The sequence below is a fragment of the Bradyrhizobium sp. Kon37 genome (assembly GCF_055807535.1).
In genome coordinates this window covers 48,988-75,582 of the sequence record NZ_JBVVOY010000016.1, presented here as the reverse complement: position 1 = coordinate 75,582, position 26,595 = coordinate 48,988, and the positions used below count along the sequence as shown (strand labels likewise).

General features: G+C 65.1%; 23 protein-coding genes. 14 read left to right on the top strand and 9 right to left on the bottom strand.

All coding sequences use genetic code 11. The annotated features are described in order from the left end of the window. Positions 1–4 precede the first annotated feature (4 nt). Positions 5–223 carry a hypothetical protein gene (locus AC0L3J_RS25725; protein ID WP_473348735.1) on the bottom strand — a complete coding sequence of 73 codons (219 nt, stop codon included), beginning with the start codon at positions 221–223 and terminating at the stop codon, positions 5–7. A 220-nt stretch (positions 224–443) separates the two neighbouring features. On the opposite strand from AC0L3J_RS25725, the gene glmS reads away from it, so the two are divergent. The 3 genes from glmS to AC0L3J_RS25710 all read left to right on the top strand — a co-directional run bounded on the left by glmS (position 444) and on the right by AC0L3J_RS25710 (position 4,092). Then, positions 444–2,270, top strand: a complete 1,827-nt coding sequence (gene glmS / locus AC0L3J_RS25720; protein ID WP_473348734.1) for a glutamine--fructose-6-phosphate transaminase (isomerizing) — start codon at positions 444–446, stop codon at positions 2,268–2,270. 88 nt (positions 2,271–2,358) lie between these two features. Beyond that, the gene (locus AC0L3J_RS25715; protein ID WP_473348733.1) at positions 2,359–3,132 is read left to right on the top strand and encodes a DUF502 domain-containing protein; all 774 of its coding nucleotides are present in this window, start codon (positions 2,359–2,361) and stop codon (positions 3,130–3,132) included. A 102-nt stretch (positions 3,133–3,234) separates the two neighbouring features. Next, positions 3,235–4,092, top strand: coding sequence for an NAD(P)-dependent oxidoreductase (locus AC0L3J_RS25710; RefSeq protein ID WP_473348732.1), 858 nt, complete (start codon positions 3,235–3,237; stop codon positions 4,090–4,092). A 28-nt stretch (positions 4,093–4,120) separates the two neighbouring features. Here AC0L3J_RS25710 and AC0L3J_RS25705 read toward each other — a convergent pair whose 3' ends face one another. Then, positions 4,121–4,636 (bottom strand): P-loop NTPase family protein, encoded by a 516-nt coding sequence (locus AC0L3J_RS25705; RefSeq protein ID WP_473348731.1) that lies wholly within the window; start codon positions 4,634–4,636, stop codon positions 4,121–4,123. A 176-nt stretch (positions 4,637–4,812) separates the two neighbouring features. Here AC0L3J_RS25705 and AC0L3J_RS25700 point away from each other — a divergent pair, with 176 nt between their 5' ends. The 3 genes from AC0L3J_RS25700 to panE all read left to right on the top strand — a co-directional run bounded on the left by AC0L3J_RS25700 (position 4,813) and on the right by panE (position 7,126). Next, complete coding sequence (locus AC0L3J_RS25700; RefSeq protein ID WP_473348730.1) at positions 4,813–5,202, top strand: nuclear transport factor 2 family protein; 390 nt, start codon at positions 4,813–4,815, stop codon at positions 5,200–5,202. Positions 5,203–5,299: 97 nt separating this feature from the next. Next, entirely contained in the window at positions 5,300–6,130 is an 831-nt protein-coding gene (locus tag AC0L3J_RS25695) for a helix-turn-helix domain-containing protein (protein ID WP_473348729.1), read from the top strand. 66 nt (positions 6,131–6,196) lie between these two features. Continuing rightward, positions 6,197–7,126 (top strand): 2-dehydropantoate 2-reductase, encoded by a 930-nt coding sequence (gene panE / locus AC0L3J_RS25690; protein ID WP_473348728.1) that lies wholly within the window; start codon positions 6,197–6,199, stop codon positions 7,124–7,126. Here panE and recG read toward each other — a convergent pair. Then, positions 7,123–9,231 (bottom strand): ATP-dependent DNA helicase RecG, encoded by a 2,109-nt coding sequence (recG, locus tag AC0L3J_RS25685; RefSeq protein WP_473348727.1) that lies wholly within the window; start codon positions 9,229–9,231, stop codon positions 7,123–7,125. The two genes, panE and recG, sit on opposite strands and share 4 nt — an antisense overlap. A gap of 183 nt (positions 9,232–9,414) precedes the next feature. Between recG and AC0L3J_RS25680 the strand changes: the two genes are divergently transcribed. From AC0L3J_RS25680 to AC0L3J_RS25670, 3 genes are all read left to right on the top strand, one after another. Continuing rightward, the gene (locus tag AC0L3J_RS25680; RefSeq protein ID WP_473348726.1) at positions 9,415–9,705 is read left to right on the top strand and encodes an FAD assembly factor SdhE; all 291 of its coding nucleotides are present in this window, start codon (positions 9,415–9,417) and stop codon (positions 9,703–9,705) included. Continuing rightward, entirely contained in the window at positions 9,702–13,220 is a 3,519-nt protein-coding gene (gene mfd, locus AC0L3J_RS25675; RefSeq protein WP_473348725.1) for a transcription-repair coupling factor, read from the top strand. Before AC0L3J_RS25680 ends, mfd begins: the two co-directional genes overlap by 4 nt. A 242-nt stretch (positions 13,221–13,462) precedes the next feature. Further along, the gene (locus AC0L3J_RS25670; RefSeq protein WP_027518024.1) at positions 13,463–13,672 is read left to right on the top strand and encodes a cold-shock protein; all 210 of its coding nucleotides are present in this window, start codon (positions 13,463–13,465) and stop codon (positions 13,670–13,672) included. A gap of 200 nt (positions 13,673–13,872) precedes the next feature. Here AC0L3J_RS25670 and AC0L3J_RS25665 read toward each other — a convergent pair whose 3' ends face one another. The 3 genes from AC0L3J_RS25665 to AC0L3J_RS25655 form a co-directional block, all read right to left on the bottom strand. Further along, positions 13,873–15,099, bottom strand: a complete 1,227-nt coding sequence (locus AC0L3J_RS25665) for a GGDEF domain-containing protein (RefSeq protein WP_473348724.1) — start codon at positions 15,097–15,099, stop codon at positions 13,873–13,875. 85 nt (positions 15,100–15,184) lie between these two features. Beyond that, positions 15,185–16,687: an AMP-binding protein gene (locus tag AC0L3J_RS25660; protein WP_473292336.1), complete on the bottom strand. Its 1,503-nt coding sequence runs from the start codon at positions 16,685–16,687 to the stop codon at positions 15,185–15,187. A 4-nt stretch (positions 16,688–16,691) separates the two neighbouring features. Further along, positions 16,692–18,542 (bottom strand): extracellular solute-binding protein, encoded by a 1,851-nt coding sequence (locus AC0L3J_RS25655; RefSeq protein WP_473348804.1) that lies wholly within the window; start codon positions 18,540–18,542, stop codon positions 16,692–16,694. A gap of 259 nt (positions 18,543–18,801) precedes the next feature. On the opposite strand from AC0L3J_RS25655, the gene AC0L3J_RS25650 reads away from it, so the two are divergent. Then, positions 18,802–19,611 carry an invasion associated locus B family protein gene (locus AC0L3J_RS25650; protein WP_456764283.1) on the top strand — a complete coding sequence of 270 codons (810 nt, stop codon included), beginning with the start codon at positions 18,802–18,804 and terminating at the stop codon, positions 19,609–19,611. 77 nt (positions 19,612–19,688) lie between these two features. Here the strand turns inward: AC0L3J_RS25650 and hspQ are convergent, their stop codons facing one another. Further along, positions 19,689–20,021, bottom strand: a complete 333-nt coding sequence (gene hspQ / locus AC0L3J_RS25645; RefSeq protein ID WP_027518019.1) for a heat shock protein HspQ — start codon at positions 20,019–20,021, stop codon at positions 19,689–19,691. Between the two features lie 106 nt (positions 20,022–20,127). On the opposite strand from hspQ, the gene AC0L3J_RS25640 reads away from it, so the two are divergent. After that, the gene (locus AC0L3J_RS25640) at positions 20,128–21,081 is read left to right on the top strand and encodes an AEC family transporter (RefSeq protein ID WP_354059364.1); all 954 of its coding nucleotides are present in this window, start codon (positions 20,128–20,130) and stop codon (positions 21,079–21,081) included. A gap of 6 nt (positions 21,082–21,087) precedes the next feature. On the opposite strand, the gene AC0L3J_RS25635 is transcribed toward AC0L3J_RS25640, so the two are convergent. Continuing rightward, positions 21,088–22,272, bottom strand: coding sequence for a UbiH/UbiF family hydroxylase (locus AC0L3J_RS25635; RefSeq protein ID WP_473348723.1), 1,185 nt, complete (start codon positions 22,270–22,272; stop codon positions 21,088–21,090). A gap of 87 nt (positions 22,273–22,359) precedes the next feature. On the opposite strand from AC0L3J_RS25635, the gene pcsA reads away from it, so the two are divergent. From pcsA to AC0L3J_RS25620, 3 genes are all read left to right on the top strand, one after another. Then, on the top strand, positions 22,360–23,127 hold the full coding sequence (pcsA, locus tag AC0L3J_RS25630; protein WP_473348722.1) for a phosphatidylcholine synthase: 768 nt from the start codon (positions 22,360–22,362) through the stop codon (positions 23,125–23,127). Beyond that, complete coding sequence (locus tag AC0L3J_RS25625) at positions 23,124–23,858, top strand: TerC family protein (protein WP_473348721.1); 735 nt, start codon at positions 23,124–23,126, stop codon at positions 23,856–23,858. The genes pcsA and AC0L3J_RS25625 overlap by 4 nt, the downstream gene beginning before the upstream one ends. A gap of 76 nt (positions 23,859–23,934) precedes the next feature. After that, positions 23,935–24,909: a quinone oxidoreductase family protein gene (locus tag AC0L3J_RS25620; protein ID WP_473292355.1), complete on the top strand. Its 975-nt coding sequence runs from the start codon at positions 23,935–23,937 to the stop codon at positions 24,907–24,909. 94 nt (positions 24,910–25,003) lie between these two features. Here AC0L3J_RS25620 and AC0L3J_RS25615 read toward each other — a convergent pair whose 3' ends face one another. After that, positions 25,004–26,200, bottom strand: a complete 1,197-nt coding sequence (locus AC0L3J_RS25615) for an acetylornithine transaminase (protein ID WP_473348720.1) — start codon at positions 26,198–26,200, stop codon at positions 25,004–25,006. Positions 26,201–26,595: the final 395 nt, after the last annotated feature.

Here is a 26,595-nt window from a genome sequence, read left to right as displayed (position 1 = left end):
CCCGCTATTCGTCGTCGGCGAATTCCGAGAAGATCGCGCGAGTCAGGCGCCAGCCGCGCGCCTTGGCACGCTTGGCCGGCTCGCCGGCGACGTGCTTGATGAAGACGGGCTTGCTTTCCTTGCCGCGCTGGGGCGGCGGCCAATGCGCCAGGTGCGTGCCGGTGGTCTCGCTGGCGCTCACCGACATCGATGACAGACCTTTGCGGTTGGATGAGCCTTTCATGGCCTTCTCTCCTCGGTCTGCAAGGGTTGGCCAAATTCGTTGACAACTAGTTAATGCGCGCGGTTTAAGGCTCAGCCAGTTCGACGCAGGCGAGGCGCGTTGCCATCGGTGCTGTCTCAATCAGCAATAATTATTGAGTATCTGGTTCCTTAGGAACTTCGCTAAAAACCGAGCGCGTCGTTTAGGCGATTTTTCGACGATTTGGGGGATATTGATCCGCATGTGCGGGATTGTCGGCATTCTCGGGCGCGAACCGGTTGCAGAGCAATTGGTGGATTCGCTCAAACGTCTTGAATATCGCGGCTATGACTCGGCGGGCGTCGCCACGCTCGAGGGCAAGCATCTCGAGCGCCGCCGCGCCGAGGGCAAGCTGAAGAATCTGGAGAAGCGGCTGGAAGCCGAGCCGCTCAAGGGCACGACCGGAATCGGTCACACCCGCTGGGCCACCCACGGCAAGCCGACCGTGAACAATGCGCACCCGCACGCGACCGAGCGTGTCGCCGTGGTCCACAACGGCATCATCGAGAATTTCCGCGAGCTGCGCGAGGAGCTCGAGAAGAAGGGCACGGTGTTCCACACACAGACCGACACCGAGATCGTGCTGCATCTCGTCGACGATCTGCTCACGCGCGGCAACAAGCCGGTGGAAGCGGTGAAATTGACGCTGGCGCGGCTGCGTGGCGCGTTCGCGCTCGGCTTCATTTTCGCCGGCGAGGACGATTTGATGATCGGCGCCCGCAATGGTCCGCCGCTCGCGATCGGCTATGGTGACGGCGAGATGTATCTCGGCTCCGACGCCATCGCGCTCGGGCCGTTCACCGACACGATCAGCTATCTCGAGGACGGCGACTGGGTCGTGCTGACCCATACGAGCGCTTCTATCTTCGACAAGGACGGCCTCGCCGTCCAGCGCGAGAAGACCAAGCACGCCGCCTCGACCTCGCTGGTCGACAAGGCCAACTATCGCCACTTCATGGCCAAGGAGATCCACGAGCAGCCTGAAGTGGTTGGCCACACGCTGGCACGCTATGTCGACATGGCGACCGAGCGGGTCTCGCTGCCGGTCAAGCTGCCGTTCGACTTCAAGAATATCCAGCGCATCAACATCACGGCCTGCGGCACTGCGAGCTACGCCGGGTTCGTCGCAAAATACTGGTTCGAGCGTTTTGCGCGCGTGCCGGTCGAGGTCGATGTCGCCTCCGAATTCCGCTACCGCGAGGCGCCCTTGCGCAAGGGTGATCTCGCCATCTTCATTTCGCAATCGGGCGAGACCGCCGACACGCTGGCCGCGCTGCGTTACGCCAAGGACCAGGGCGTGCACACGGTCGCCGTCGTCAACGTGCCGACCTCGACAATCGCGCGCGAAAGCGAGACCGTGCTGCCCACGCTGGCCGGCCCCGAGATCGGCGTCGCCTCGACCAAGGCCTTCACCTGCCAGCTCATGGTCCTGGCAAATCTTGCGATCGCGGCCGGCAAGGCCCGCGGCGAGCTGTCCGACGAGGACGAGACCAAGCTCGTCCACGGGCTCGTCGAGATCCCGCGTTTGATGTCCGATGCGCTCACCGCCGAGCTCCAGATCGAGAAGCTCGCCCGCGAGATCGCGAAATCGCGCGACGTGCTCTATCTCGGCCGCGGCACCAGCTTCCCGCTCGCCCTCGAAGGCGCGTTGAAGCTGAAGGAGATCTCCTACATCCACGCCGAGGGTTATGCCGCCGGCGAGCTCAAGCACGGCCCGATCGCGCTGATCGACGAGACCATGCCCGTCGTCGTCATCGCGCCGTACGACCGGGTGTTCGAAAAGACCGTCTCTAACATGCAGGAGGTCGCTGCCCGCGGCGGCAAGATCATCCTGATGACCGACGCAAAAGGCGCGGCGGAGGCGACGGTCGAATCCCTCGTCACCATCGTCATGCCTGATATGGCGGCGGCGTTCACGCCGATGGTCTATGCTGTCCCCGTTCAGCTGCTCGCCTATCATACGGCGGTGATCATGGGGACCGACGTCGACCAGCCGCGCAATCTCGCGAAATCCGTGACCGTGGAATAGGCAGAAGGGTCGGGCCGGAACGCTTCGTGGTCTTCCAAAACCTGCTAGAAGACCCTAGCTTGAACGAAGCGACCGACCTGGAACCCGAATGACCCCCCGTGACGACGCGCCTGCGCCTCTTGATCCCGTGCCGGAGCCGCATACCGGCCTGATTGGCCGCTTCCGCAACTATTTCCTCACCGGTCTCGTCGTGACGGGACCGGTTGCGATCACCTTTTATCTGGTTTGGTGGTTCGTCACCTGGGTCGATGGCGTGGTGCGGCCGTTCGTGCCGCTGGCCTATCGGCCTGAAACCTACATGCCGTACGTCATCCCCGGCTGGGGACTGATTGTCGCATTCTTCACGCTGACTCTGGTCGGCTTTCTCGCGGCCAATTTGATCGGCCGGACGCTGGTCGATGTCGGCGAGACCTTCCTCGGCCGCATTCCGGCAGTGCGCGCCATCTACCGCGGCCTCAAGCAGGTGTTCGAGACCCTGTTCTCGGGCAAGGGCTCGAGCTTCCGCAAGGTCGGCCTGGTCGAGTTTCCCTCGCCGGGCATGTGGTCGATCGTGCTGATCTCGCAATCGCCGAACGAGGATGTCTCCCGCAGCCTGCCGGGTCAGGAGGAGCACGTCTCGGTGTTTCTGCCTTGCTCGCCGAACCCGACCACCGGCTTCTTCTTCTACGTGCCCAAGAGCAAGATCGTCGAGGTCGATATGAGCACCGAAGACGCCGCGACGCTGATCATGTCGGCCGGCGTGGTGCAGCCGGGCTCGGCGCCCGACCCGAAGAAGGCGGCGGCGCTGGCGGGCATGGCGAATGCCGCGCGTATTGCCAACGCCTCGGCGGCGCTGCAGCCCCAGCCTGCGAGGGTGGAGTAGGGCCATTCCTCAGCGGGATGGCCGCCGCTCACGCGGGCGTCCCGTCCTCTGCTAGTCTCCGGTGAATCGAGCGCGTTGCTCGGACTTCGACTGGAGTGCACGATGTCCAAAACCATTGCGATCCTCGCGCCCGGTGCCATGGGCAGTGCCGTGGCCCGCCGTCTCGGCGAGCACGGTGCGCGTGTGTTGACGTCGTTGAAAGGGCGGAGCGAGGCGACGCGCAAACGCGCGATGGATGCCGGCATGATCGGCGCCGAGGACGACGCGATCGCGGATGCCGACATCATCCTCTCGATCGTGCCGCCGGGCGAAGCCGTGGCGCTCGCGGAGCGGCTGGCGGGGCTGATCGTCCGGCGCGAGAAGAAGCCGGTCGTGGTCGATTGCAATGCCGTCAACGTCGATACCGTGATGAGGATCGAGGAGATCATCGGCTCGGCACAGGCGCCGTTCGTCGATGCCGGCATCATCGGATTCCCGCCCCAGCCCGGTGGCAAGAGCCCGGCCTTCTACATGTCCGGCGAGCACGCCAAGGATGTCGCCGTGCTGAAGGATTTCGGGCTCGACCTGCGGATCGTCGAAGGGCCGGTCGGCGCCGCGTCCGCGCTGAAAATGTCCTATGCCGGTATCGTCAAGGGCCTCGCCGGGATTGGCTCGGCGATGGTGGTCGCGGCAACGAAAGCGGGAGCTGCGGACGCGTTGCGTGAAGAACTCGCACTCAGCCAGCCCGCGGTTCTGGCCCGGCTCGAAGTCGCGCTCCCGGACATGATCCCGAAGGCGTATCGCTGGGTTGCGGAGATGCGTGAAATTTCCGGCTTCCTCGGCCCCGATCATCCGGCGAGCCAGGTTTACGAAGGCTTTGCGCGCTGGTTCGAGCATCTCGCCGAGGACGCGAAGGGCGAGGCGGCGGATACCGACCTGATGAAAGCATTCGCCGCGCGTATCGCGCAGAAGAAATCCTGATCGTCCGGTCTCACGTCGCGGTCATCGATCATGTGCCGTGCACCGAATCCAGAAAACCCTGGATGTCCCGATCGCGTCTCAAGCGCACGACCGGGACGTCGGCGCCAAACTGCACGCGCTCGGCCTCGATGACAGGCGCGCGCTCGGTGTCGTAGCGCCATGCCTCCCGCATCAATTTCCAGTCGAACTGTTCGGGACACCCCTCCGGGAGATCAGGTCGGGTCATGTCGCGATCGAAGGCGGAGCGCAAGAGAATGCGCCACTGGCAGAGCCAGCGCGGGCGGTCAATGACGACCAGTGTATCGGCGCGCGCGAGCGTGAGATCGAAGGCAAGTCCCGAGAAGCTGCCGTCGACGACCCATGCGTCGCCCGCGATCGCATCAGCGACGCGCGCCCGGAAGCTCGGCTTGTCGGATGGCTTCCATCCCGGCCGCCAGTAGAGCACGTCGAGATGCACCACGGGCAGCCCGAGCTTTCGCCCGAGATTCCGGGAGAGGCTCGTCTTTCCGCTGCCCTGACAGCCCACGACGATGATCCGGCGCATCGTCGTAGGGTCCCATAAAGTCGGGCCCCGGGGAAGAGGAGGCCTGCTGAACGCGCTTTATTACCTGGCATGTAATTGAGCCCATCCGCAGCTTGATTACTGTCCCGCTCATCCACCCGACAGGACGCATTCAATCAAGCCTCCTGTCGCGCGTGTGTCGGCATGAGGAGAGAGCTATGCAAGTCATGTTTACGAAGAAGGAGCCGCCGCAATGGCTGCTCGACATGTGGCGGGAGATCGACGACAAGACCTTTGGACGAGGCTTCGACTGTTTTGCGGAGGACGCCGTCTGCAATCTCGGCGTCGCCGATTGGAAGGGGCGCGAGGTGATCCGCGCCAAGCTGAAGGCCTTCATCGACACCGGATTCACCGCACTGCATCACATCACCGAATATTGGGATGCGGGCTCGCTGAAGGTGTTTCGGGGTGTCGTCGACATGACGCCCGATGATCCCTCGATGAAGACGGTTCATCCCACGATGACGCACTTCTTCTACATGGACGAGAGGGACGCTACCAAGGTACGGCACTGGGTCGGCGCCGTGGGACCGGTCGCTTTCGGTTGATCGCCACGAACCTGCTACCATCGGCGGGGGTGCCAGAGCGCGCCGCCGCCGATGCGCGTTGACGGTGCCGCAGATCGACCGGAAGGACCGACTGACAATGAAAGCGACGGCCAGTGCCATCAAGACGCGCGCCAGTTCCGCGGGCGCGCTGCTGCGTCAATGGCGGGACATTCGCGGCAAGACGCAGCTCGACCTGTCCTTCGACGCCGGCGTCTCGCAGAAGCACATCAGCTTCGTCGAGAGCGGCCGCAGCGTTCCAAGCCGCCAGATGCTGCTCGATCTTGCGCAAGCGCTCGATGTGCCCTTACGCGAACGCAACGAGCTGCTGCTGGCCGCCGGCTATGCGCCGACCTATTCCGATCCCGCGCTCGAGGCGCCCGCTATGACGAGCATCAACCGTGCCCTGCAACGCATGCTGCGTCAGCACGAGCCGTTTCCCGCCATCGTCATGGACCGGTACTGGAACGTGCTGATGACCAACGAGGCTGCGCCGCGTCTGTTCAATTGCTTCATCGACATGTCGGCGCGGCCGGCGCCACGAAACCTGCTGCATCTCATGTTCGATCCGGAGGGCATGCGCCCCTTCATCGCGAACTGGCCGCAGACCGCACGCGGGCTGCTGGCGCGGGTGTATCGCGAGGCAGTCGGACACGTCGTTGACATCAGGACGAAGGCGCTGCTGGAGGAATTGTCGCAATACCCCGGGGTGAAGCCGGAATGGCGTGCGCCGTCGGCCTCCGATGCGATGCCGATGATCCCGTTGTCCTTCGTCAAGGACGGCGTGACGCTGGACTACTTCTCCCTGATCACGACGGTCGGAACGCCGCAGACGGTGACGGCGGAGGAACTGCGGCTCGAATGCATGTTCCCCGCCACCGAGGCGACCGAAGCCGAGCACGGCAGGTTTTTGGGCGCGCACGCCGGTTGAGGAGACGTCGCGAGGCTCATCTGTTATTGTTTCTGCGGAAGCGGTCACTCCGCAATGGGAGTTCGAATGAGAGTACTTGTGATCGGCGCGGGAGCGCTTGGAGGCTATTACGGAGCGCGCCTGGTCCGAGCCGGCAGCGACGTGACCTTTCTGGTGCGGGCCGGGCGTGCGGAGCAATTGCGGCGGAATGGATTGCAGGTCGTGAGCCCGCACGGCGATTTCGCCGTGCAGCCGAAGATCATCCTGGCCAACGATCTCAAGGAAACCTTCGACGTCGTGCTCGTCGGCGTGAAATCCTACTCGCTCGACGATGCGATGGCCCAGTTTGCCCCGGCGGTTGGCGCCAACACGATGATTTTGCCAATCCTCAACGGGTTGAAACATGTCGACGCCCTGACGGCGCGGTTCGGCGCGAGCTGCGTCCTCGGCGGGCTCGCGAACGTCAGTGCCGGGCTCGATGCGGATGGCCGTGTCGTTCAGTTCATGGCCAATCAGACCATCGTCTTCGGCGAGATCGAGGGTTCGCTAAGCGAGCGTGTGCTCGCCCTGGAGACGCTGCTGCACGTGCCCGGTATCGACGTGCGGGCCAGCGAAGCGATCATGCAGGACATGTGGGAGAAATTCGTCCAGCTCTCGACGCTCGCCGGCATCACCTGCCTGATGCGTGCAAGCATCGGAGACATTCTGGCGGTGCCGAACGGCGAGCAATCCATCTTCCGGCTGTTTGCCGAATGCTGCGCCGTCGCGACGGCCTCGGGTTTTGAGCCGCGAGCGCCTTTCATCGAGTTTGACCGCAAGCTGTTCACGACTCCTGATTCCCCGCTCAAGGCCTCGATGCTGCGTGATATCGAGCGCAGCTCGATGACCGAGGCCGAGCACATCCTCGGCGATATGGCGAACCGGGCCCGTGCGCTCGGCATCGACACGCCGCTGCTGGATTTGGCCCGCGCGCATGTGGCGGCCTATGAGATTGGACGGCAACGAGCGGCCAGCTAACCCGCCCCGATCAGCGGGATCGCTTCATCCCGCTCATACAGATACAGCAGGCATCGCAGTGCCTCGCCGCGCTCGCCCTTGAGTTTTGGATCGTCCTTGAGGATGCGCAGCGCCTCATCGCGGGCTTGCGTAATGAGCTGGCCGTGCACTTCCGAACGGGCGATGCGGTAGCCGGGCAGGCCGCTCTGGCGTACGCCGAGCACGTCGCCTTCGCCGCGCAGCTTCAGATCTTCCTCGGCGATGCGAAAACCGTCGGTGGTCTCGCGGATCACCTTCAGCCGTGCCTTCGACATCTCGCCGAGCGGATCGGAGTAGAGCAGCAGACAGGTCGAGGCCTCCGAGCCGCGCCCGATGCGGCCGCGCAATTGATGGAGCTGGGCGAGGCCGAAACGTTCGGCGTTCTCGATCACCATGATGGTCGCCGCCGGCACGTCGACACCGACCTCGACCACGGTGGTCGCGACCAGCAGCCCGATCTCGTGGGCGGCGAACTGGCCCATCACGCGGTCCTTCTCGGTGCCCTTCATCTGGCCGTGGACGAGGCCGACGCGGTCGCCGAAACGTTGTTGCAGGCTTTCGAAGCGCTTGGTCGCATTGGTCAGGTGCTCGGTACCTTCGGCCTCGGATTCCTCGACCAGCGGGCAGATCCAGTAGACCAGCTTGCCGGATTCGAGCGCGCGGCCGATACTGGCCGTGACCTCTTCGAGGCGGCTCATCGATATGGTGCGAGTTTCGATCGGCTGGCGGCCGGCCGGCTTCTCCCTGAGCTCGCTGATGTCCATGTCGCCGAAATAGGTCAGCACCAGTGTGCGCGGAATCGGCGTGGCGCTCAGCACCAGCACGTCGACGGCCTCGCCCTTCGACGTCAGCGCCAGCCGCTCGCGCACGCCAAAACGATGCTGCTCGTCGACGACGGCGAGGGCGAGATCGCTAAAGATCACGTCGTCCTGGATCAGCGCATGGGTGCCGACCAGCAGGTCGATCTCGCCGGCTTCGAGTTGTGCCAGCAGCTCCCGCCGCTCCTTGCCCTTTTCGCGGCCGGTGAGGATCGCGACCCGCATGCCCGCGCGCTCGGCGAGCGGCGCGATGGTCTTGATGTGCTGACGGGCCAAAATTTCGGTCGGCGCCATCAGGGCGGCCTGCTTGCCGACCTCAGTGACGGCAGCGGCGGCCAGCAGCGCGACCACGGTCTTGCCGGAGCCGACGTCGCCCTGGAGCAGGCGCAGCATGCGCACGGGTTGTTGCAGATCGTCGGCGATGGCCGCGGCGGCATCGCGTTGGGAGATTGTCAGCGCATAGGGCAGGGCGTCGATGATCTTGTTACGGAGGTGCCCGTCGCCGGCGTTGCGTACGCCAGCCGGGCGGCGCAATTGCGCGCGAATCAGGGCAAGCGCAAGTTGCCCGGCCAGGAGCTCGTCGAAGGCGAGGCGCGACCAGAACGGCTGGTCGGGCAGAATGTCGGTGAGCTCGACCGGCTGGTGCACGCGATTGAGCGCCTCGGCGATCGGCGGGAAGCCGCAGCGGCGCAGCACCTCCGGGCTGATCCATTCCGGCAGCGCCGGCAGCTTCAGCAGCGCCTGCGCGACCGCGCGGCGCAGCGAGCCGAGCGCAAGACCTTCGGTCAAGGGATAGACCGGATCGATGCCGGAGAGCTTTGAAATCGCCTCCTCGTCCAGCACCCGGTCGGGATGCACGATCTGCGGGATGCCGTCGTACATCTGCAGCGTGCCGGAGACGAAGCGCTTTTCGCCGATCGGCAGCAGCTTCTCGACATAGCCGGGCTTTGCGCGGAAGAACGTCAGCACGACGTCGCCGGTGTCGTCGCTGGCGTAGACGAGGTAGGGCGCGCGAGCATTGCGCGGCGGGGGCGGGCGGTGGCGGTCGACCGTGACCTCCAGCGTGACCATGGTTCCCTGCACGGCGTCGCGGATCTTCGGCCGGGCGCGGCGATCGATGACCTGGCTCGGCAAATGCAGCAACAGATCGACCAGCCGCGGCGTCTCGCTGCGGCTGAGCAGATATTGCAGCAGCTTGTCCTGCTTCGGACCGACGCCGGGCAGGCTGGTCACGGGGGCAAACAGCGGATTGAGCAGGCTGGGGCGCATCAGGCGAATCTAGGACCGTTTTCGCTCGTCATGCCCGGCTTTATGCCCGGCATCCACGTGTTTTTTCGTGTCCCTGCGGCGGCAGCGGCCATGACAAATCGAGGGCTGACAGGGCCCGCCCGAGTAGCTATATCACCCCGGCCCGGCACGTCCGGGCTTTTGGCGTTTGACTGGAATTGAGACATGACGGGAACGACACGATCGAGCGACGGGCTGGACGACCGCCGCAAGCGGCTTCTGTTCCGCTGCTGGCACCGCGGCACGCGCGAGATGGACCTGATCCTCGGCCGCTTCGCGGATGCCGAGATCGGCAATCTGTCCGAGGACGAGCTGACGCAGCTCGAGACCCTGCTCGAAGAGGCCGATCCCGACCTCTATGCCGCCATCACCGGCGACAAGGTGCTTGCCGCCGAAGTCGTCGGCCCGCTGTTTGCGCGCATCAAGGCGTTTCCGATCGCGGACCGCGACGTATGAAGGCGGGGATGAAATCGCCGGCCGAGCTGCTCACGCCCGGCCGCGCGCTGACGCTTGCGAATGTCGCCGAGGGCGCCGAGGGCCTCGTCGTCTCCGATCTCGCGCGCGCCATCGCGGCGCGGCCGAAGAAGCCGGCCGTCAGCCTCGCGGTGATCTGCCGCGACGGCCCGCGGATGCAGCAGCTCGAACGGGCCCTGCAGTTCTTCGCGCCCGATTTGCCCGTGCTGACTTTTCCGGCCTGGGACTGCCAGCCTTATGACCGCGTCTCGCCGCATGGCGGCGTCCTCGCGCAGCGGCTGACGACGCTGGCACGGCTTGCGTCCCTGACCGGCAGCGACAAGCCGCTGATCGTGCTGACCACGGTGAACGCCGCGGTGCAGCGCGTGCCGGCGCGTGACCTCGTCGCAGCGCAGGCGCTGTCGGTGGCGCCCGGCAACGTCGTGCCAATGGACACCATCGTCGCCTGGCTCGAACACAACGGCTACAACCGCTCTTCGACCGTGCGCGAGCCCGGCGAATACGCGGTGCGCGGCGGCATTCTGGACCTGTTTCCGGCCGGCCTGGAGCAGCCCGTCCGCTTCGACTTCTTCGGCGACAGCCTGGAATCGATTCGCACCTTCGATGCCGAGACCCAGCGCACGCTGCTCGACATGCGCGCGCTCGATCTCGTGCCGATCTCCGAATTCCAGCTCGTCACCGACACCATCCGCCGCTTTCGCATGGGCTATGTCGCCGAGTTCGGCGCGCCCGAGCGTGACGATGCGCTCTACGAAGCCGTCAGCGAGGGCCGCCGTCATCCCGGCATGGAGCATTGGCTGCCGCTGTTCCAGGACCGGATGGACACGTTGTTCGACTATCTGCAAGGGGCAGCCGTCGCGATCGAGCCGCAGGCCGAGGACGCCATCCGCGAGCGCTTCAAGCAGATCCTCGACTATTACCAGGCCCGCCGCGATGCGATGGAGCATCCGGGCGGCGGCGCCATCTACAAGCCGCTGCCGCCTGACCGGCTCTATCTGACCGAGGAGGAGTGGGGCAAGCGCGAGAGCGGGATGCCGCTGGTGCGGCTGACACAGTTTTCGGTGCCTGCCGATGGTACCAGCGTGGTGGATGCCGGCGCACGCAAGGGCCGCGACTTCGCGCCGGAGCGCAACGACAGCAAGGTCAACGTCTTCGAGGCCGTCGTCGCACATGTGCATGGGCTGCTGACAAGCCGCAAGAAGGTGGTCATCGCGCTCTGGACGGAGGGCTCGCGCGACCGCATGACCTCGATGTTGCGCGATCACAAGCTCACGCCCGTGACCAGCGTCAATAGCTGGCGCACGGTGCAGGCGACCCCGCGCAACGAGACCATGCTTGCCGTGCTCGGTCTGGAAAGCGGTTTCGAGACCGACGAGATCGCGCTCATCAGCGAGCAGGACATCCTTGGCGATCGGCTGGTCCGGCCGCGCAAGGCGAGCCGCAAGCTCGACAATTTCATCTCGGAGGTGACGAGCCTCGCCGCCGGCGACATCGTGGTCCATGTCGATCACGGCATCGGCCGCTTCATCGGCCTGCAGACGCTCGACGTCGCGGGCGCGCCCCATGACTGCCTCGAGCTGCATTATGCCGCCGAGACCAAGCTGTTCCTGCCGGTCGAGAACATCGAGCTGCTGTCGCGCTATGGCTCCGACCAGACCACGGTCGAACTCGATCGTCTTGGCGGCTCGGGCTGGCAGACGCGCAAGGCCAAGCTCAAGAACCGCATCCGCGAGATCGCGGGCGAGCTGATCAAGATCGCCGCCGAGCGCCATCTGCACGAAGCGCCAAAGCTGCCGGTGCAGCCGGGCCTCTACGACGAGTTCTGCGCGCGCTTCCCCTATGACGAGACCGAGGATCAGCTTGGCGCGATCGAATCCACGCTGAAGGACCTCGAGCTCGGCCGTCCCATGGACCGGCTGATCTGCGGCGACGTCGGCTTCGGCAAGACCGAGGTGGCGCTGCGCGCCGCCTTCGCGGTCGCGCTGGAAGGCAAGCAGGTCGCGGTCGTGGTACCGACCACGCTGCTCGCCCGTCAGCATCACAAGACGTTCACCGACCGTTTCAAGGGTTTCCCGGTGCAGGTCGCGCAGGCCTCCCGGCTGGTGCCGGCCAAGCAGCTCAATCTGGTCAAGAAAGGTCTCACCGACGGCTCGGTCGATATCGTCGTCGGCACCCATGCGCTGCTCAGCAAGTCGATCAAGTTCCGCGACCTCGGCCTGCTGATCGTCGACGAGGAGCAGCATTTCGGCGTCACCCACAAGGAGCGGCTGAAGCAGCTCCGCGCCGAGGTGCACGTGCTGACGCTGTCGGCAACACCGATTCCACGCACGCTCCAGCTCGCGCTCACCGGCGTGCGCGAGCTCTCGATCATCGCATCGCCGCCGGTCGACCGTCTCGCGGTCCGCACCTTCGTCGCTCCGCACGATCCCCTGATGATCCGCGAGGCGCTGCTGCGCGAGCGCTATCGCGGCGGCCAGGCATTCTACGTGGTGCCGCGCATCGACGACCTCGCCGAGGTCAAGGACTTCCTCGACAAGAACGTGCCGGAGATGAAGGTCGCGGTCGCGCACGGGCAGATGCCGCCCGCCGTGATCGAGGACATCATGACCGCGTTCTACGACGGCAAGTTCGACATCCTGCTGTCGACCACGATCGTGGAATCCGGCCTCGACATCCCCAATGCCAACACGCTGATCGTGCACCGCGCCGACATGTTCGGCCTCGCCCAGCTCTATCAGCTCCGCGGTCGCGTCGGCCGTTCCAAGCTGCGGGCCTATGCGCTGTTCACGCTGCCGGCGCAGCAGAAGATCACGGCGCAGGCCGAGCGCCGGCTCACCGTGCTGCAATCGCTGGAGACGCTTGGCGCGGGCTTCCAGCTCGCCTCGCACGACCTCGACATCCGCGGCGCCGGCAACATCCTGGGCGAGCAGCAGTCCGGCCATATCAAGGAGGTCGGCTTCGAGCTCTATCAATCGATGTTGGAGGAGGCGATCGTCAACCTCAAGGCCGGCGTGTCCGAGCCCGCCGCCGATCGCTGGTCGCCGACCATCACCATCGGCATGCCCGTGCTCATTCCGGAGGACTATGTCGGCGATCTCTCGGTGCGGCTGTCGCTCTACCGCCGGCTCGCCGACCTCGACAGCGAGGAGGAGATCGAGAACTTCGGCGCCGAGATGCGCGATCGTTTCGGCGTGCTGCCGGACGAGGTGCGCTATTTGTTCAAGGTGGCCGCAATCAAGGCGTTCTGCCGTCAGGCCAATGTCGGCAAGATCGATGCCGGTCCGAAGGGCGCCGTCATCGCCTTCCGTGATAATTCATTCGCTCATCCCGACCGCCTGGTGTCGTTCATCCGCAGCCACGGCCAGGCCGCGAAGGTACGGCCCGACATGAAGGTGGTGTTCCTGCAGGATTGGGAGACGCCGGAGGAGCGTCTGGCCGGCACCACCGAGATCATGCGCCAGCTGGCGCAGCTCGCGCAGAGCAAGAAGGCGGCGTAGAAGTTTCCGGGTGCGGCGCGGCGCGAAACGACGCGCCGCACCCGGATCCCGGAACAGCGACATATGATCACTTGCGGAATGATCGAACAGTTGCTACCTTCAATCTATCGAGTTTCGGCCGAACGACTTGGCCTCGCCGCTGAAAAGCGCGCCTGACTGACGACCCTCCCTCCAGATCTCGACGACACCCACCGCGCTTCTGAGCGCGGCTAAACGTTTATCTATCTTAAAGGACGATCCCCATGACGACGGGAACTGTGAAGTGGTTTAACAGCCAAAAGGGCTTCGGATTCATTCAGCCGGACGAAGGCAGCCAGGATGTCTTCGTTCATATCAGCGCCGTTGAACGCGCCGGCATGAATACCCTCAACGAAGGGCAGAAGGTTTCTTTTGAAATCGTTGCAGATCGCCGGACCGGCAAGTCTGCTGCTGAAAATCTGCGCGCCGCATAGGCTGCCGCAATCTCAATGACGTTGCTTTGACCACGGATGTACTGGCAGAGCTTCGGATCTTTGAACCCGCGACCGTGCACCGGCCGCGGGTTTTTTGCGCCGGCTGCCGGCCGTCGCGAATGAGAATGCGAACGGTGTTTCGCGTAAAGATTCCACATAAGAGCAGTCGAGCTCCGACGGCAGCGAGCGCTGGCGGATGACTATGACGCCGCCCGCGACGCATCGGCCGACAGCCGCCCAAGCAGCGACCGTGCCGTATCCGACGGCGACAGCGAATCCACCGAGACGACGGGATCGCTGCGCATCTCGTGCTTACCGTTCGACGTGTGCCGCATCACCGAAGAGAGACGGCGGGCGATCATGTGCGCGGTGCGGAAGTCGGTCTCCGCGAACACCACGATGACCGAGCCGTCCTTTTGCGCCACGCCAAAATCCATCTGCCGCATCAGGCGGCTGAGAATGCGCGCGGCATCGAGCTGGGCGCGGGAATTGCCCGGATCGAAAGCGAAGCGCGCGACCGAGAGGCCGCCGCCGCGGGCCAGCGTCTGCTCGACCGCCTTGGCAAAATCGCGCGCAAAAGCCTCCACCGTGAGCAGGCCGCTGCGCGGGTCGAGCCAGCCGCCGGCATCGATCGAGCGCAGCGTACGGCTCAGCTGGGCTTCCATGGCGTGCTGGCGGATCAAGGGCAGCGCGTTGGCGGCGACCTTCGCCGGCTCGCCCGGGATCAGCTCGAGATTGGGCAGGTCGTAAGTCTGCGTCAATTGATGCGCGGTGACGACCACGGGCAGGCTGCGGAAGCGGGTGTCCTCGGCCAGCACCGTGAGGAAGGCATCGGTCACGCGGGGGGTAAAACCTTCGGCGAGCACGACGCCGTCGAGGTCGCGGGTGTTGAGATGCTTGGCCGCCGCCTCGATCGAGAGCGCCCCGATGACGCCGACGCGCTCGCCGAGCGCGACGGAAAGCGCAGGGTAAGCCGCGCCGCGACCAATCAGAAGCACCGTGGCATCGCGAACGGGATCAGCCTCCGGCAGCGCGACTTTCACCTCGGGCAGCCGGCGCAGCACAGTGGCATGGAGCGTGCGAATCCGTAGTGCGGCGCGAAGCCGCGCGATCAGGCGTTCGGAATGGCCGGCGCGCGAGGAGGAGAAAGGCAGGGCGTTGTGCGGGAGTGCGCCTGCCGCATCCAGCGCCACGAAGGGAAGGTAAGGCGATTGCTCCGCGATCTTCCTGGCGAGCAGCGCCAGATGCGGCTCGTGCCCGGCATCCATCGCGGCGAGAACCACGGCCGGCTGCACCTCTTCGACCGCGCGCACAGCGCCGGCCCAACCGGTGTCGATCACGGGGAAGAATCGCGCCTCGTCCAGCGCCGCGATGAAGGCCGGCCGCTCGCCATTGGACACAAACAGGATCGGGCCGGCCTGGGACATCGAGAGACTCTGATCACACGACAGGTGCCGCGCAATCTAGTCCCGCCGCCTTAATGCAGCGTCAATGGAACGGTCGAAACTACGCTTAGACCGGCCCGGAACGGTCGCGAAAAGCTTCGACCATCAGAGGGTTAAGCCCGAGTTCGCTGAGCGCCTCGCGGGCGCGGGCATTGTCCTGGGCGCGGCCAGCGAGCCGGTGACCGGAGAGCCGGTCGGGCAGCGCTGTCAGCAGGGCGCCCTGGCCGAGCCGTCGCGCCCATTCCTGGAGGTCGTTGGAGAGGAAGCGGTAGCCGCCGACGGCCATGATCCCGGAGGGCGGCGCGGTGATGCAGATCGCGCCGCTGGGACGATCGAGCCGCGCGGCATAGCCGGTATCGACATAGTCGCGTGGCGGTTGCGCGATCAGGGTGTCGCCGACCGGCGGCGGCGGGGCGTAGGCCGCGATCGGCACCATGGGGCCGCGCAGCCCGAGCGTGCCCTTCGGCGTCAGCAGAATCTCGCCGGCGATCGACGAACCCGACTGCTCGCGCGGCGCGCCATGCGGTCCCGGCATCACCGGCACCGGCATGCCGTTTTCGCCACGCCGGGCGCCGAACAGTCCGGCCTCGCCGAACAGATAGACGTCCGTGAACGGCGCTTGCGGCGCGATCCATGCCTCGCTCGCCGCCACCTGCTCGGGGGCACGCCACAGGCCGATGACGTTGCGCAAGGTCGGCATCCGCGCCGCCAGATCGGAATCGCCGAGCCGCTGGGCAAATTGCGCCGGCGCGATCAGCACGTCGCATTCGTGCGCGTTGATCTGCTGCTCCAGCACGTCGTTCTCGAACGGATGATGCAGCGCCAGCGTGCCGCCGCACAGCAGCCACACCGCGAGCGAGGAGGCGAGCCCTGCGAACGACATCGGTGTGAACGCCGCCATCACGGTCGCGCCTTGCCTGATGTCGGCTTCCAGCGACATCGCGAGCCCACCGGCGATCAGGCTGAAATGCGGCCGCGGCACCGGACGAAAGCCTTCCGCCGTGACGTCGAAGGAGATCATCGCCGCCTTGCGGCCATCCTGAATCACGGCGCGCGCGGTGCCGGGCGGACGGGCCAAGACGTCGTCGAGCGAGGCCATGCCTTCGGGCAGGTTGGTGCCGAAGCCGCAGACATGGCGAATCGAGAAGGCTTCCGCGGCCGCGTGCATCGCGAGATCGGAATAGCTGACACCATCGACCGTGCTCATGGTGACGATGGCGCGCGCCGCGGTGCGATTCAGAGCGGCGGTCAGTTCGGCATGGCGCCAGAGCAGCGGCAGCACGGCAACGACGAGGCCGGCGCGGTGGGCGGCGAGCACGGTGAGCACGAACTCAACCGTGTTCGGCAGCTGGATGGCGATGACGGAATTGGCCGGCAGGCCCGATTCGACGAAATAGGCCGACAGCGCCTCGATGGCCGTGTCAGCCTCGGCATAGCTCATCCGCCGCGGCTGGTGCCCGGTCACACGGAACTTGTTCAGGGGGTCGAGCAGAGCGGTCGCGTGCGGCTGCCGCATCAGCGTGCGCTGAAATAGCGTGTCGAGCGTCGGCGATACGGCTGGCTGGTTCACGGCGTCACTTTGCTTGATGAGCTTGCGGCGGCCCCCTCGACCACCAGGTCTCCGGCAAATAGCCGGACAGCGAGGTGGCCTCTGGCCGTTCTATCCGATTCCAGCGCGCGATCCATTGCTCGGATACGTTAAACAGGGGGATTGTGTAGAAACCGGAGATCAAAGCGCGATCGAGCGCCCGCACTGCGGATACGAAATCCGTATGTTCACGGGCTTCCAGCAGTGCGGCGATCATCGCATCGACCGCGGGATCCCTGGCGCCCATGTAGTTGCGGGTGCCCGGATTGTCGGCGGCAGCGCTCCCCCAATAGAAATATTGCTCGTTGCCGGGCGACAGCGACTGGTCCCAGCGGTTCTGGATCATGTCGAATTCGTAGGCGAGCCGGCGCTGGTCGAATTGCACGGGATCGACCGATCGTACGCTCGGCTCGATGCCGGCGCGCCTGAGGTCGCGCTGGAACGCAAGCGCGACGCGTTCCTGGTCGCGGGTCGTGACCAAGATCTCGAAGGTGAAGGGCGCCTTGGTCGCGCGGTTGCGCAGCACGGTGCCGTCGAGATCGTAGCCGGCTTCCGACAACAGCTTCAGGGCCGCGCGGAGCGTGGTCCGGTCGCGGCCCGAACCGTCGGTCACCGGCAGGCGGTAGCTGCCGTCCAGGATGTCAGGCGGGATCTGCGCGGCGAACGGCTTGAGCAGCTCGCGCTCGCGCGCATCGGCGGGATGGCCATACGCTGACAGATCCGAGCCGGCAAAATAGCCGGCGACGCGCGAGTAGAGGGTGAAGAAGTAGTTGCGGTTGACCAGCTCGAAATCGAACAGCAGCGTCAAGGCCTGACGCACGCGGATGTCGGCGAAGATGGGACGCCGCGTGTTGAAAACCAGAAATTCGGAAGGTTGCGGCACGCCCGGCTTGAAGGTGTCGCGGATCACGTCGCCATTCTTCGCCGCGGGAAAGTCGTAGCCGTCGTGCCAGCGCAGCGGCTCGTGCTCGATGCGGAAATCATAGAGGCCGCGCTTGAAAGCTTCGAACTGGCCGTTGGCCTCGCGAAAATAGTCGAGCCTGATCTCGTCGAAATTGTAGAGCCCGCGATTGATGGGGAGGTCGCGGCCCCAATAGTCGGGATTGCGGGTCAGCGTCACGCTGGCGCCGGGCCTCACCGCGGTGACGCGATAGGGGCCGGAGCCGACCGGGCCCGTAAGCGTCGTCTCCTCGAAAGCCGCGACGTCGACCGCGTGTTTCGGCAGGATCGGCATCAGGCCGAGGATCAGCGGCAGTTCGCGGTCATTGGCTCCCGCAAGGTCGAAGCGGACGGTGAGGGGATCCGGCGCCTCGGCCCTTGCCACCTTGCCGTAATATTGCCGGTGGTTGGGGCGGCCATGGTCGCGCAGCAACTGCCAGGAGAACAATACGTCCTCGGCGCGGACCGGCTTGCCGTCGGAGAAGCGGGCGCGGGGATCGATGTGGAACGTGACAAAGCTGCGCTCGTCATCGGTCTCGACCGATCTGGCGAGCAGGCCATAGAGCGTAAACGGCTCGTCATTGCCGCGTGCGAGCAGGCTCTCGACCACGTAGTTCCGGACCGGCTGCACGGCCAGTCCCTTGACGATGAAAGGATTGAGGCTGTCGAAGGTGCCGAGAACACCCCAGGTCAGCCGGCCGCCTTTCGGGGCTTCAGGGTTGACGTAAGGCATGTGGGTGAAATCGGCAGGCATCGCCGGCTTGCCGTGCATGGCGATCGCATAGGCTTCCGCGGCCCTTGTGCCGCTTGCCGGGAGCCCCAAGGCGAAAGCCAGGATGCAGAGGCGGACGCAAAGACCCTCAGGGCGGCCCTCGAGAAGGCGCTGGAACATGAACATCTGCACACGTTGATTCGAGGACTGCGGGCCTGAATCCTATCACAGGGATTTTCCCGGGGGCGCACGCCGGCACGCGGCCAAAGACGCTTGTCGGCATTGATCTTTTCGTCGGCCACGTTAAGAAGGCACGCAATCGCGCACGAGCGCCGAGCCGTCACTTATCCGCCTCATTTGACGGGGAGAGAGCCGCGCCCAACGCGGCCAGGTTCGGTGCGTCGAAGCGGTTCGGGCACTTCCCGTTTAGAAAGGGTTTTCCGCAATGAATTTCCGTAACTTGGCCGCGTCCGTCCGGCCGCGCGGGCGACTTCTCGCCTTGTTGACGGCGACGGCGTTGGCCGTCCCGTTTGCCGCCGAGGCTCAGGCTCCCGCGCCAGCTCCGGGCGCGCCCGCGCCCAAGGCGGCTCCGAAGGCGGCTCCGAAGGCTGCCCCCAAGGCACCTGCGCCGGCCGCTCAGGCACCCGCCCAGCCGGCTCCCGCCCAAGGCGCTCCGGCTCAGCAGGGCGCGGCTCAGCCCGCGGATCAGCAGATTCAGCTGATCTATGCCCCCTGGACCAAGTTCTGCCTCAAGGGCCAGGACGCCAATGCCAAGCAGGTCTGCTTCACTGGCAAGGACGGCCGTATCGAGTCGGGCCAGCCGGTCATCGCGGCCGTCATCATCGAGCCGGAAGGCGAGCCGAAGAAGATCCTGCGCGTGACGCTGCCGCTCGGCATGCAGCTGGTGCACGGCACCCGCATCATCGTGGACAACAATGCGCCGTTGCAGAGCCCGTACGTGATCTGCTTCCAGAACGGCTGCATGTCCGACTACGAGGCCACGCCCGAGTTCATCAACAGCATGAAGAAGGGCCAGAACCTCGTTGTTCAGGCGATCAATGCCAACGGTGCGCCGCTGACGCTGCCGCTGCCGCTCGCCGGCGAATTCCAGAAGGCCTATGACGGTCCGCCGACCGACCCGAAGGTGTTCGAGGAAACCCAGAGGAAGCTGCAGGAAGAACTCCAGAAGAAGGCTGAAGAGCTGCAGAAGAAGCAGCAGCAAGCGCCTGGCGCCCCTCCGGCTGGACAGAAGTAATCGGGACCCGATCCCGGACATGAAAAAGGCGCTCGGTTCGAGCGCCTTTTTTGCTGGCCAGTTGATCGCTGCGAAACTCAGTTCAGCGACGGATTGCGCGGGCGGTAGCCGCCGGTCTTGTCCTTGACGAAGATCTCGGCGACCTGGGAATGCCGGACCGGTTCGCCGGAATCGTCCGGCACCAAATTCTGTTCGGAGACGTAGGCGACGTATTCCGACTCCGCATTCTCCGCGAGCAGGTGATAGAACGGCTGGTCCTTGTGGGGCCGCACCTCCTCGGGGATCGACAGCCACCACTCCTCGGTGTTGTTGAATTCCGGATCGATGTCGAAGATCACGCCCCGGAACGAGAAGATCCGGTGGCGCACGACCTGTCCGATCTGGAATTTGGCGGTCCGCGCTTTAATCATTCCCCGTCGATAGACCAGGATTGTGGCCGATGCTAGTGCCCTGATCTGGAATTAACCCGCGGGTGCGGGGCAGATAGCCCCCAAATCTTCAGAAAACACTTCATCAATGGTCGATATCCTCAATCTGGCTCTACCTTATTTCGGCTTGATCTTCGTTGGATTTGCCTGCGGCAAGGTCAAATCCCTGCCGGAATCGGGTCTCGCCTGGATGAACTTCTTCCTGCTCTACGTGTCGCTCCCGGCGCTGCTGTTTGCGATCATGTCGAAGACGCCGTTCTCCGAATTGAACAACCCGCCATTCCTGGTCGCGACCACGCTGTCGACGGTTGCGGCGTTCACACTCGCGCTGGTCGTCGGCAAGGTTTTGGGCGGGCTGACATTGCGCGAGGCGACGCTCGCCGGGCTCTCGGGCGGCTACGGCAATATCGGCTATATGGGACCGGGCCTGGCGCTCGCCGTGCTCGGGACCAAGGCCTCGGCGCCCACTGCGCTGATCTTCTGCTGCGACAGCATCTTCCTGTTCACCATCGTGCCGCTGCTGATCGAGCTCTCCGATCGCGATCATCCCTCGATCGTGCATGCCTTCGGCGTCGTGCTGAAGCAGATCGTGCTCAACCCGCTGATCATGTCGGCGTGTTTCGGCGCGGCCTTCGCATCGCTGCATATCGAGATGCCGGTCGCGCTTGATCGCACCATCACCTTCCTCCAGAACGCAGCCGCCCCGACCGCGCTGTTCGTGCTCGGCGTCACCGTCGCGCTCCGCCCGTTCGATCGGGTCCCGTGGGAAGTGCCGGGCGTGATTGCGGTCAAGCTCCTGATCCACCCGCTCGCAGCGTTCGGCCTGATGCTGGCGTTCGGCCCGTTCGCGCAGCCCTGGGCGGCAACCGCCGTGCTGATGGCCTCGCTGCCGCCGGCGCTGAACGTGTTCGTCATCGCCCGGCAGAACGACGCCTGGATCGAATCCGCCTCCGTCGCGGTGCTGCTCGGGACGTTTGCGTCCGTGGTCACGCTTACGAGCGTGATGTGGGCGATCCAGACCGGCCGGCTGGCGTTTCCTTGAAGGGGCCTATCGCCGCCAAGTCGGCGTCAGGCCTTCGCGCATCGCAAAGCGCCGGAGCGGGCCGATCGCGCCGAGCAGGTGCATGCCGACCGCGCGGACCGGCTGGAGCGGCAGGAAATCGTTGAGCAGTGAGCGGTTGGCGATGTCGATCGCAAAGGTTCGGCTCAGGATGTCGGGACGCCGGGCCCGGTCGTAACGCTTGAGCACGTCTGCTGCGCCAGGATCCTGACCGGACGCGATGGCCTCGCCCGCAAGCCGCGCAATGTCGGCGGCATCGCGGAGGCCGAGATTGAGGCCTTGGGCGCCGATCGGCGGAACCACATGGGCGGCTTCGCCGACCAGCGCGATGCGATCGCGGCCAAAGGATTTGGGACGTTCGATCGCCAGCGGGAACAGATGGCGGCCCGGCTCGACCGTCATGCGTCCGAGGATCGAATGCGACTGCTTCTCGATCGCGGCGGACAATTCCTCGTCGCTCAATCCGCGAAGCCGTTCGGCCTGCGCAGGCGCGGAGACCCAGACGACGCTGGAGCGATCGCCGGGCAGGGGCACGAACACGCAAGGACCATGCGGCGTGTGGAACTCGGTCGAGACGTTGCGATGGGGCCGCGCGTGGCCGACGTTGAAGGTCAGCGCCGTCTGCGTCAGCTCGCGCCGCGTCACCGCGATGCCGGAGGCTTCGCGGCAAAGGGAATGCCGGCCGTCGGCGCCGACCACGAGGAGGGCGGAGAGAAATTGCGCAGCGGCGGTGCGGATCGCGACGTCATCGGCTTCGATGACGACAGTTTCGGCCTCGTCGTCGAAACGGACGAGACCGGGCAGTTCGGCCGCGCGCGCTTCCAGCGCCAGCATCAGCGAGCGGTTGTCGATGTTGTAACCGAAGGCATCGCGGCCGATTTCATGGCAGGAGAACCGGACCTCAGGGCTGCGAAACAGCCGGCCGGTGTCGTCGACGAGCCGCATGATTTCTAGCGCGGCCGCCTTGTCCTTGCAGCGGGGCCAGACATCGAGGCTCTCCAGCAGATCGACGGAGGCACCGAGCAGCGCCGTGGTGCGATTGTCGGCATAGGGCACGCGACGCGCCACCAGCGCGGTCCGTACGCCCGCCTGCGCCAGTGCGATTGCCGCGCTAAGTCCCGCCGGTCCGCCGCCGATCACGGCCGCGTCAAAGAGTGTCGATGCATCTGTCATGGAACGACATTGGACACGCCCCGCGGCAAATTCAAGCCCAGTCATATTGCCCTGATTTTATGACGAATTGTGCGACCAGGCGCCGCAATGGCTTATGTGCAAACCGGTGTCATTCTGATAGCAGAAGCCATGGACAGCCAAGAGGATTCCCCGAAGCCCAGGCCCGCGATCCGCGCCGCTGCCTTCTCGGTGCACATCTTCACCGCGTTCGGTGCGGCGATCGCGCTGCTGGCGATGCTTGAGGCCGTGCGCGAGCACTGGGCGGCGATGTTTCAATGGCTGGGCGTCGCCCTCATCATCGACGCGATCGACGGGCCGATCGCGCGCCGGCTCAACGTCAAGGACGTGCAGCCGAACTGGTCGGGCGACGTGCTCGATCTCGTGGTCGATTTCGTCACCTACGTCTTCGTTCCGGCCTATGCGATCGTGGCCAGTGGCTTGCTGCTGCCGGTCGCAGCACCCTTGCTCGGCGTCGCCATCATCGTCACCAGCGCATTATATTTCGCCGATCTGCGCATGAAGGCGGACGACAATCATTTCCGCGGTTTTCCGGCGCTGTGGAATGCGGCGGCGTTTTATCTGTTCCTGCTGCATTGGCCGCCGCTGCTGTCGACGCTATTGGTCGCAAGCCTGGTGGTGCTGACCTTCGTGCCGTTCCACGTGCTGCATCCGGTGCGCGTGGTGCGGCTGCGCTGGTTGACGATGTCGCTGATCGCGATCTGGGCTCTGCTTTCCTTCTACACGCTGCAGATGGACTTCCGCGTCGGCACCGGCGTGACTGTCGTGCTCTGCGCGATCGCGCTCTGGATCAGCTTCAGCGACGCATTGATACGGCTGACGAGATCCTTCGCATGATGCACCTGTTGACCAGCCCAGAAGCCTGGGCCGCGCTCCTCACCTTGACCGCGCTTGAGATCGTGCTCGGCATCGACAACGTCATCTTCCTGTCGGTGATCGTCTCGCGCATTCCCGAGAAGCAGGCGCACCGCGCCCGCCAGATCGGGCTCGCGCTTGCGCTGATCTTCCGCATCATCCTGCTCAGCCTGCTGGTCTGGCTGATTGGCCTGACCGCGCCGGTGTTTTCGGTTTCGGGCTATGGCTTCTCCTGGCGCGACCTCATCCTGATCGGCGGCGGCCTGTTCCTGATCGCGAAGGCGACGCACGAGATCCATGGTGAGGTCGAAGCCGATGACGGCGAGGGCGACGAGAAATCCCCTCGGAACGCTTTCTTCTGGGTCATCGTGCAGATCGTGATCATCGACATGGTGTTCTCGCTGGACTCGATCATCACGGCGATCGGCATGGCGCAGGACCTCGAGATCATGATCGCGGCCGTCGTGATCGCCTGCCTGATCATGTACATTTCGTCCGGGCCGGTGTCGCGATTCGTCGCGGAGCATCCGACCACGAAAATGCTGGCGCTGGCCTTCCTGGTGCTGATCGGCGTCGCGTTGGTCGCGGACGGATTCCAATTCCACATCCCGCGCGGCTACATCTATTTCGCGATTGCGTTCTCGGCGGCGGTCGAGTTCTTCAACGTGCTGGCGAAGCGCAATCGCAGGAACACCGGCAAGCGGTCGGTCTAGGCGTTCCAGCCGGCGTCGAGTTGACAAGGCGGGCGCGATGTCTTTCGCTGGCCCCGCGAGAAGAGGAGGTCAGGTGATGACCAAAGCCGTCCGTGTGCACAAGGTCGGAGGCCCCGAAGCCCTGGTCTATGAGAGCGTCGACGTTCCGGCGCCCGGGCCCGGCGAGGTGCGCATCCGACAGCATGCCGTCGGCCTGAACTTCATCGACGTCTATTACCGCACCGGCCTCTACAAGGCGCCGGGGCTGCCCTTCATCGCCGGCAACGAGGCCTCGGGCGAGGTTCTCGCAGTCGGGGCCGGCGTGACGAATTTCCATCCGGGCGACCGCGTCGCCTACTACCACAATCTCGGCGCCTATACCGGGGAGCGCAACATTCCCTGGGAGCGGCTGGTCAAGCTGCCCGACCACATCACCCACGAGCAGGGCGCCGTGCTGATGCTGAAGGGGCTGACGGTCTGGTATCTCCTGCACAAGACCTTCAAGGTCGAGCCGCATCATCGCGTGCTGATCCATGCCGCGGCCGGCGGCATCGGCCTGCTCGCCTGCCAATGGGCGAGGGCCATGGGCGCCCACGTCATCGGCACCGTCGGCTCGCGCGAGAAGGCTGCGCTTGCCGAGGCCAATGGCTGCGACCATGTCATCCTCTACAACGAGGAAGACTTCGTCGCGCGCGTCAAACAGATCAGCCGCAACGAGGGTTGCGATGTGGTCTATGACGGCGTCGGCAAGGCGACGTTCCCGGGCTCGCTGTCCTGCCTGAAGCCGCGCGGGATGTTCGTCTCCTTCGGCAATGCCTCGGGCCCGGTGCCGCCATTCTCGATCGCCGAGCTCAACACTCACGGCTCGCTGTTTGCGACCCGGCCCAAGCTCAACGACTATATCGGCACGCGCAAGGAGTTGCTGGAAGGCGCCGACACGCTGTTCGCCGCCGTCATCAACGGCAAGCTGCACGTGCCGATCAACCATGCCTACGCACTCAAGGACGCCGCCAAGGCGCATATCGATCTCGAAAGCCGCAAGACCACCGGCGCGTCGATCTTGAAGCCGTAACTCACGGTCATTGCGAGCGAAGCGAAGCAATCCAGAATCTTTCCGTTGAGGCAGTCTGGATTGCTTCATCGCTGCGCTTCTCGCAATGACGAGCTTACGCCACGCGCCGTGCCGCGCCGGCCCTGGTCAAGATCCCGTCGAGACAATCGATCATCTCGGCGATCTCGGCCCGCGTGACGTTCAGCGCCGGCATGAAGCGCAGCGTGTCGACCTGCGGCGCGTTGAGGAGCACGCCGGCCTCGAACGCCTGCGCGACGATGCCGGGTGCGATCGGCAGCTTGAGGTCGAGCGCGAGCAGGAGCCCGCGGCCTCGCACTTCGCCAAGCCCATGCCGCGCCGAGACCTTCTGCAGCTCGCTTTCGAGCAGCAGCCCGGTTTCGGTCGCCGTCTTCAGGAAGTCCGGCTTGTTGACTTCGTCGAGCACCGCAAGCCCCACCGCGCACATGATCGGGCTGCCGTTGAACGTGCCGCCCTGGTCGCCGTGCTCGAAGCAGGCCGCGCGTTCGGTCGCAAGCAGCGCTGCGAGCGGCACGCCGCCGCCGATGCCCTTGCCGAGCGTCATGATGTCGGGCGCGACGCCGGTGTGCTCGTAGTGGAAGAGCTTGCCGGTCCGGCCCATCCCGGTCTGGATCTCGTCGAAGATCAGGAGGAGGCCGTGCGCGTCGGTGAGGGCGCGCAACTCCTGCAAGAACTGGTCGGTCGCCGGCCATACGCCTGATTCACCCTGGATCGGCTCGAGCATCACAGCGACGGTGTTGTCGTTGATCAGCTTTTCGACCGACGCGATGTCGTTGAGCTTCGCCTTCTTGAAGCCGGCGACCTTCGGCTCGAACAGCGGCTCAAAGGCCTTCTTGCCCGAGGCCGACATCGTCGCCAGCGTGCGGCCGTGAAAGCCGCCTTCGAAGCTGATGATCTCGAACGCGCCGCCTCTATGGATGCCGCCATATTTGCGCGCGAGCTTGATCGCGCCCTCATTGGCTTCCGCACCCGAATTGGCAAAGAACACCTGGTCGAACGCGCTGTTTGCGACAAGTGCCTGCGCGAGCTTCAGGCTAGGCTCGTTGTAGAAGGCCGGGCTCGGCGTCAGCAGCCGCTTGGCCTGCGCGGCAAGCGCGTCGGCGATCACGGGCGGGGAGTGGCTGAGGCAGTTGACGGCCCAGCCCTGCACGAAATCGAGATAGCGCTTGCGGCTGTCGTCCCAGAGGTAGGAGCCGGCGCCGCGGACAAACACGGCCTTGGGCCGGGCGGTGATGTCCATCAGCGCGTCATACGGATGGGTGGCGTTGGTCATGTCGAACTCCTCTTGGGGCAGGAAGATCTGGGAGGCGGGTGGAAAGGGCGCGCGAAAAGCAAAAAGGCCGCACCTTGCGGGTGCGGCCTTTTCGAAAACTTACGCTGAATTCAGTGGTTCAGCGGCGTCGTCGGACATGGCGCACCCTCTCATCGTCGCGGAAGCGACGGCGGAGCATTTCGGTGCGCTGATGGGTCCGAGCGTTGATCATGGGGCGCGGCAATACATGCGAATGGCAGGGCTTGTCAAGCGGGCCTTTTACAGACCACTCGCCGAGCGTGCATGGGCAGGTGAAAGATGCGCGCCTGGAAACCATCACGTCTCTAGCGCGTTTGTGATCACAGGACGCGAATTGGCTCGAACCGAACGCATCACGGCTCGGACCAAGAGGGGCG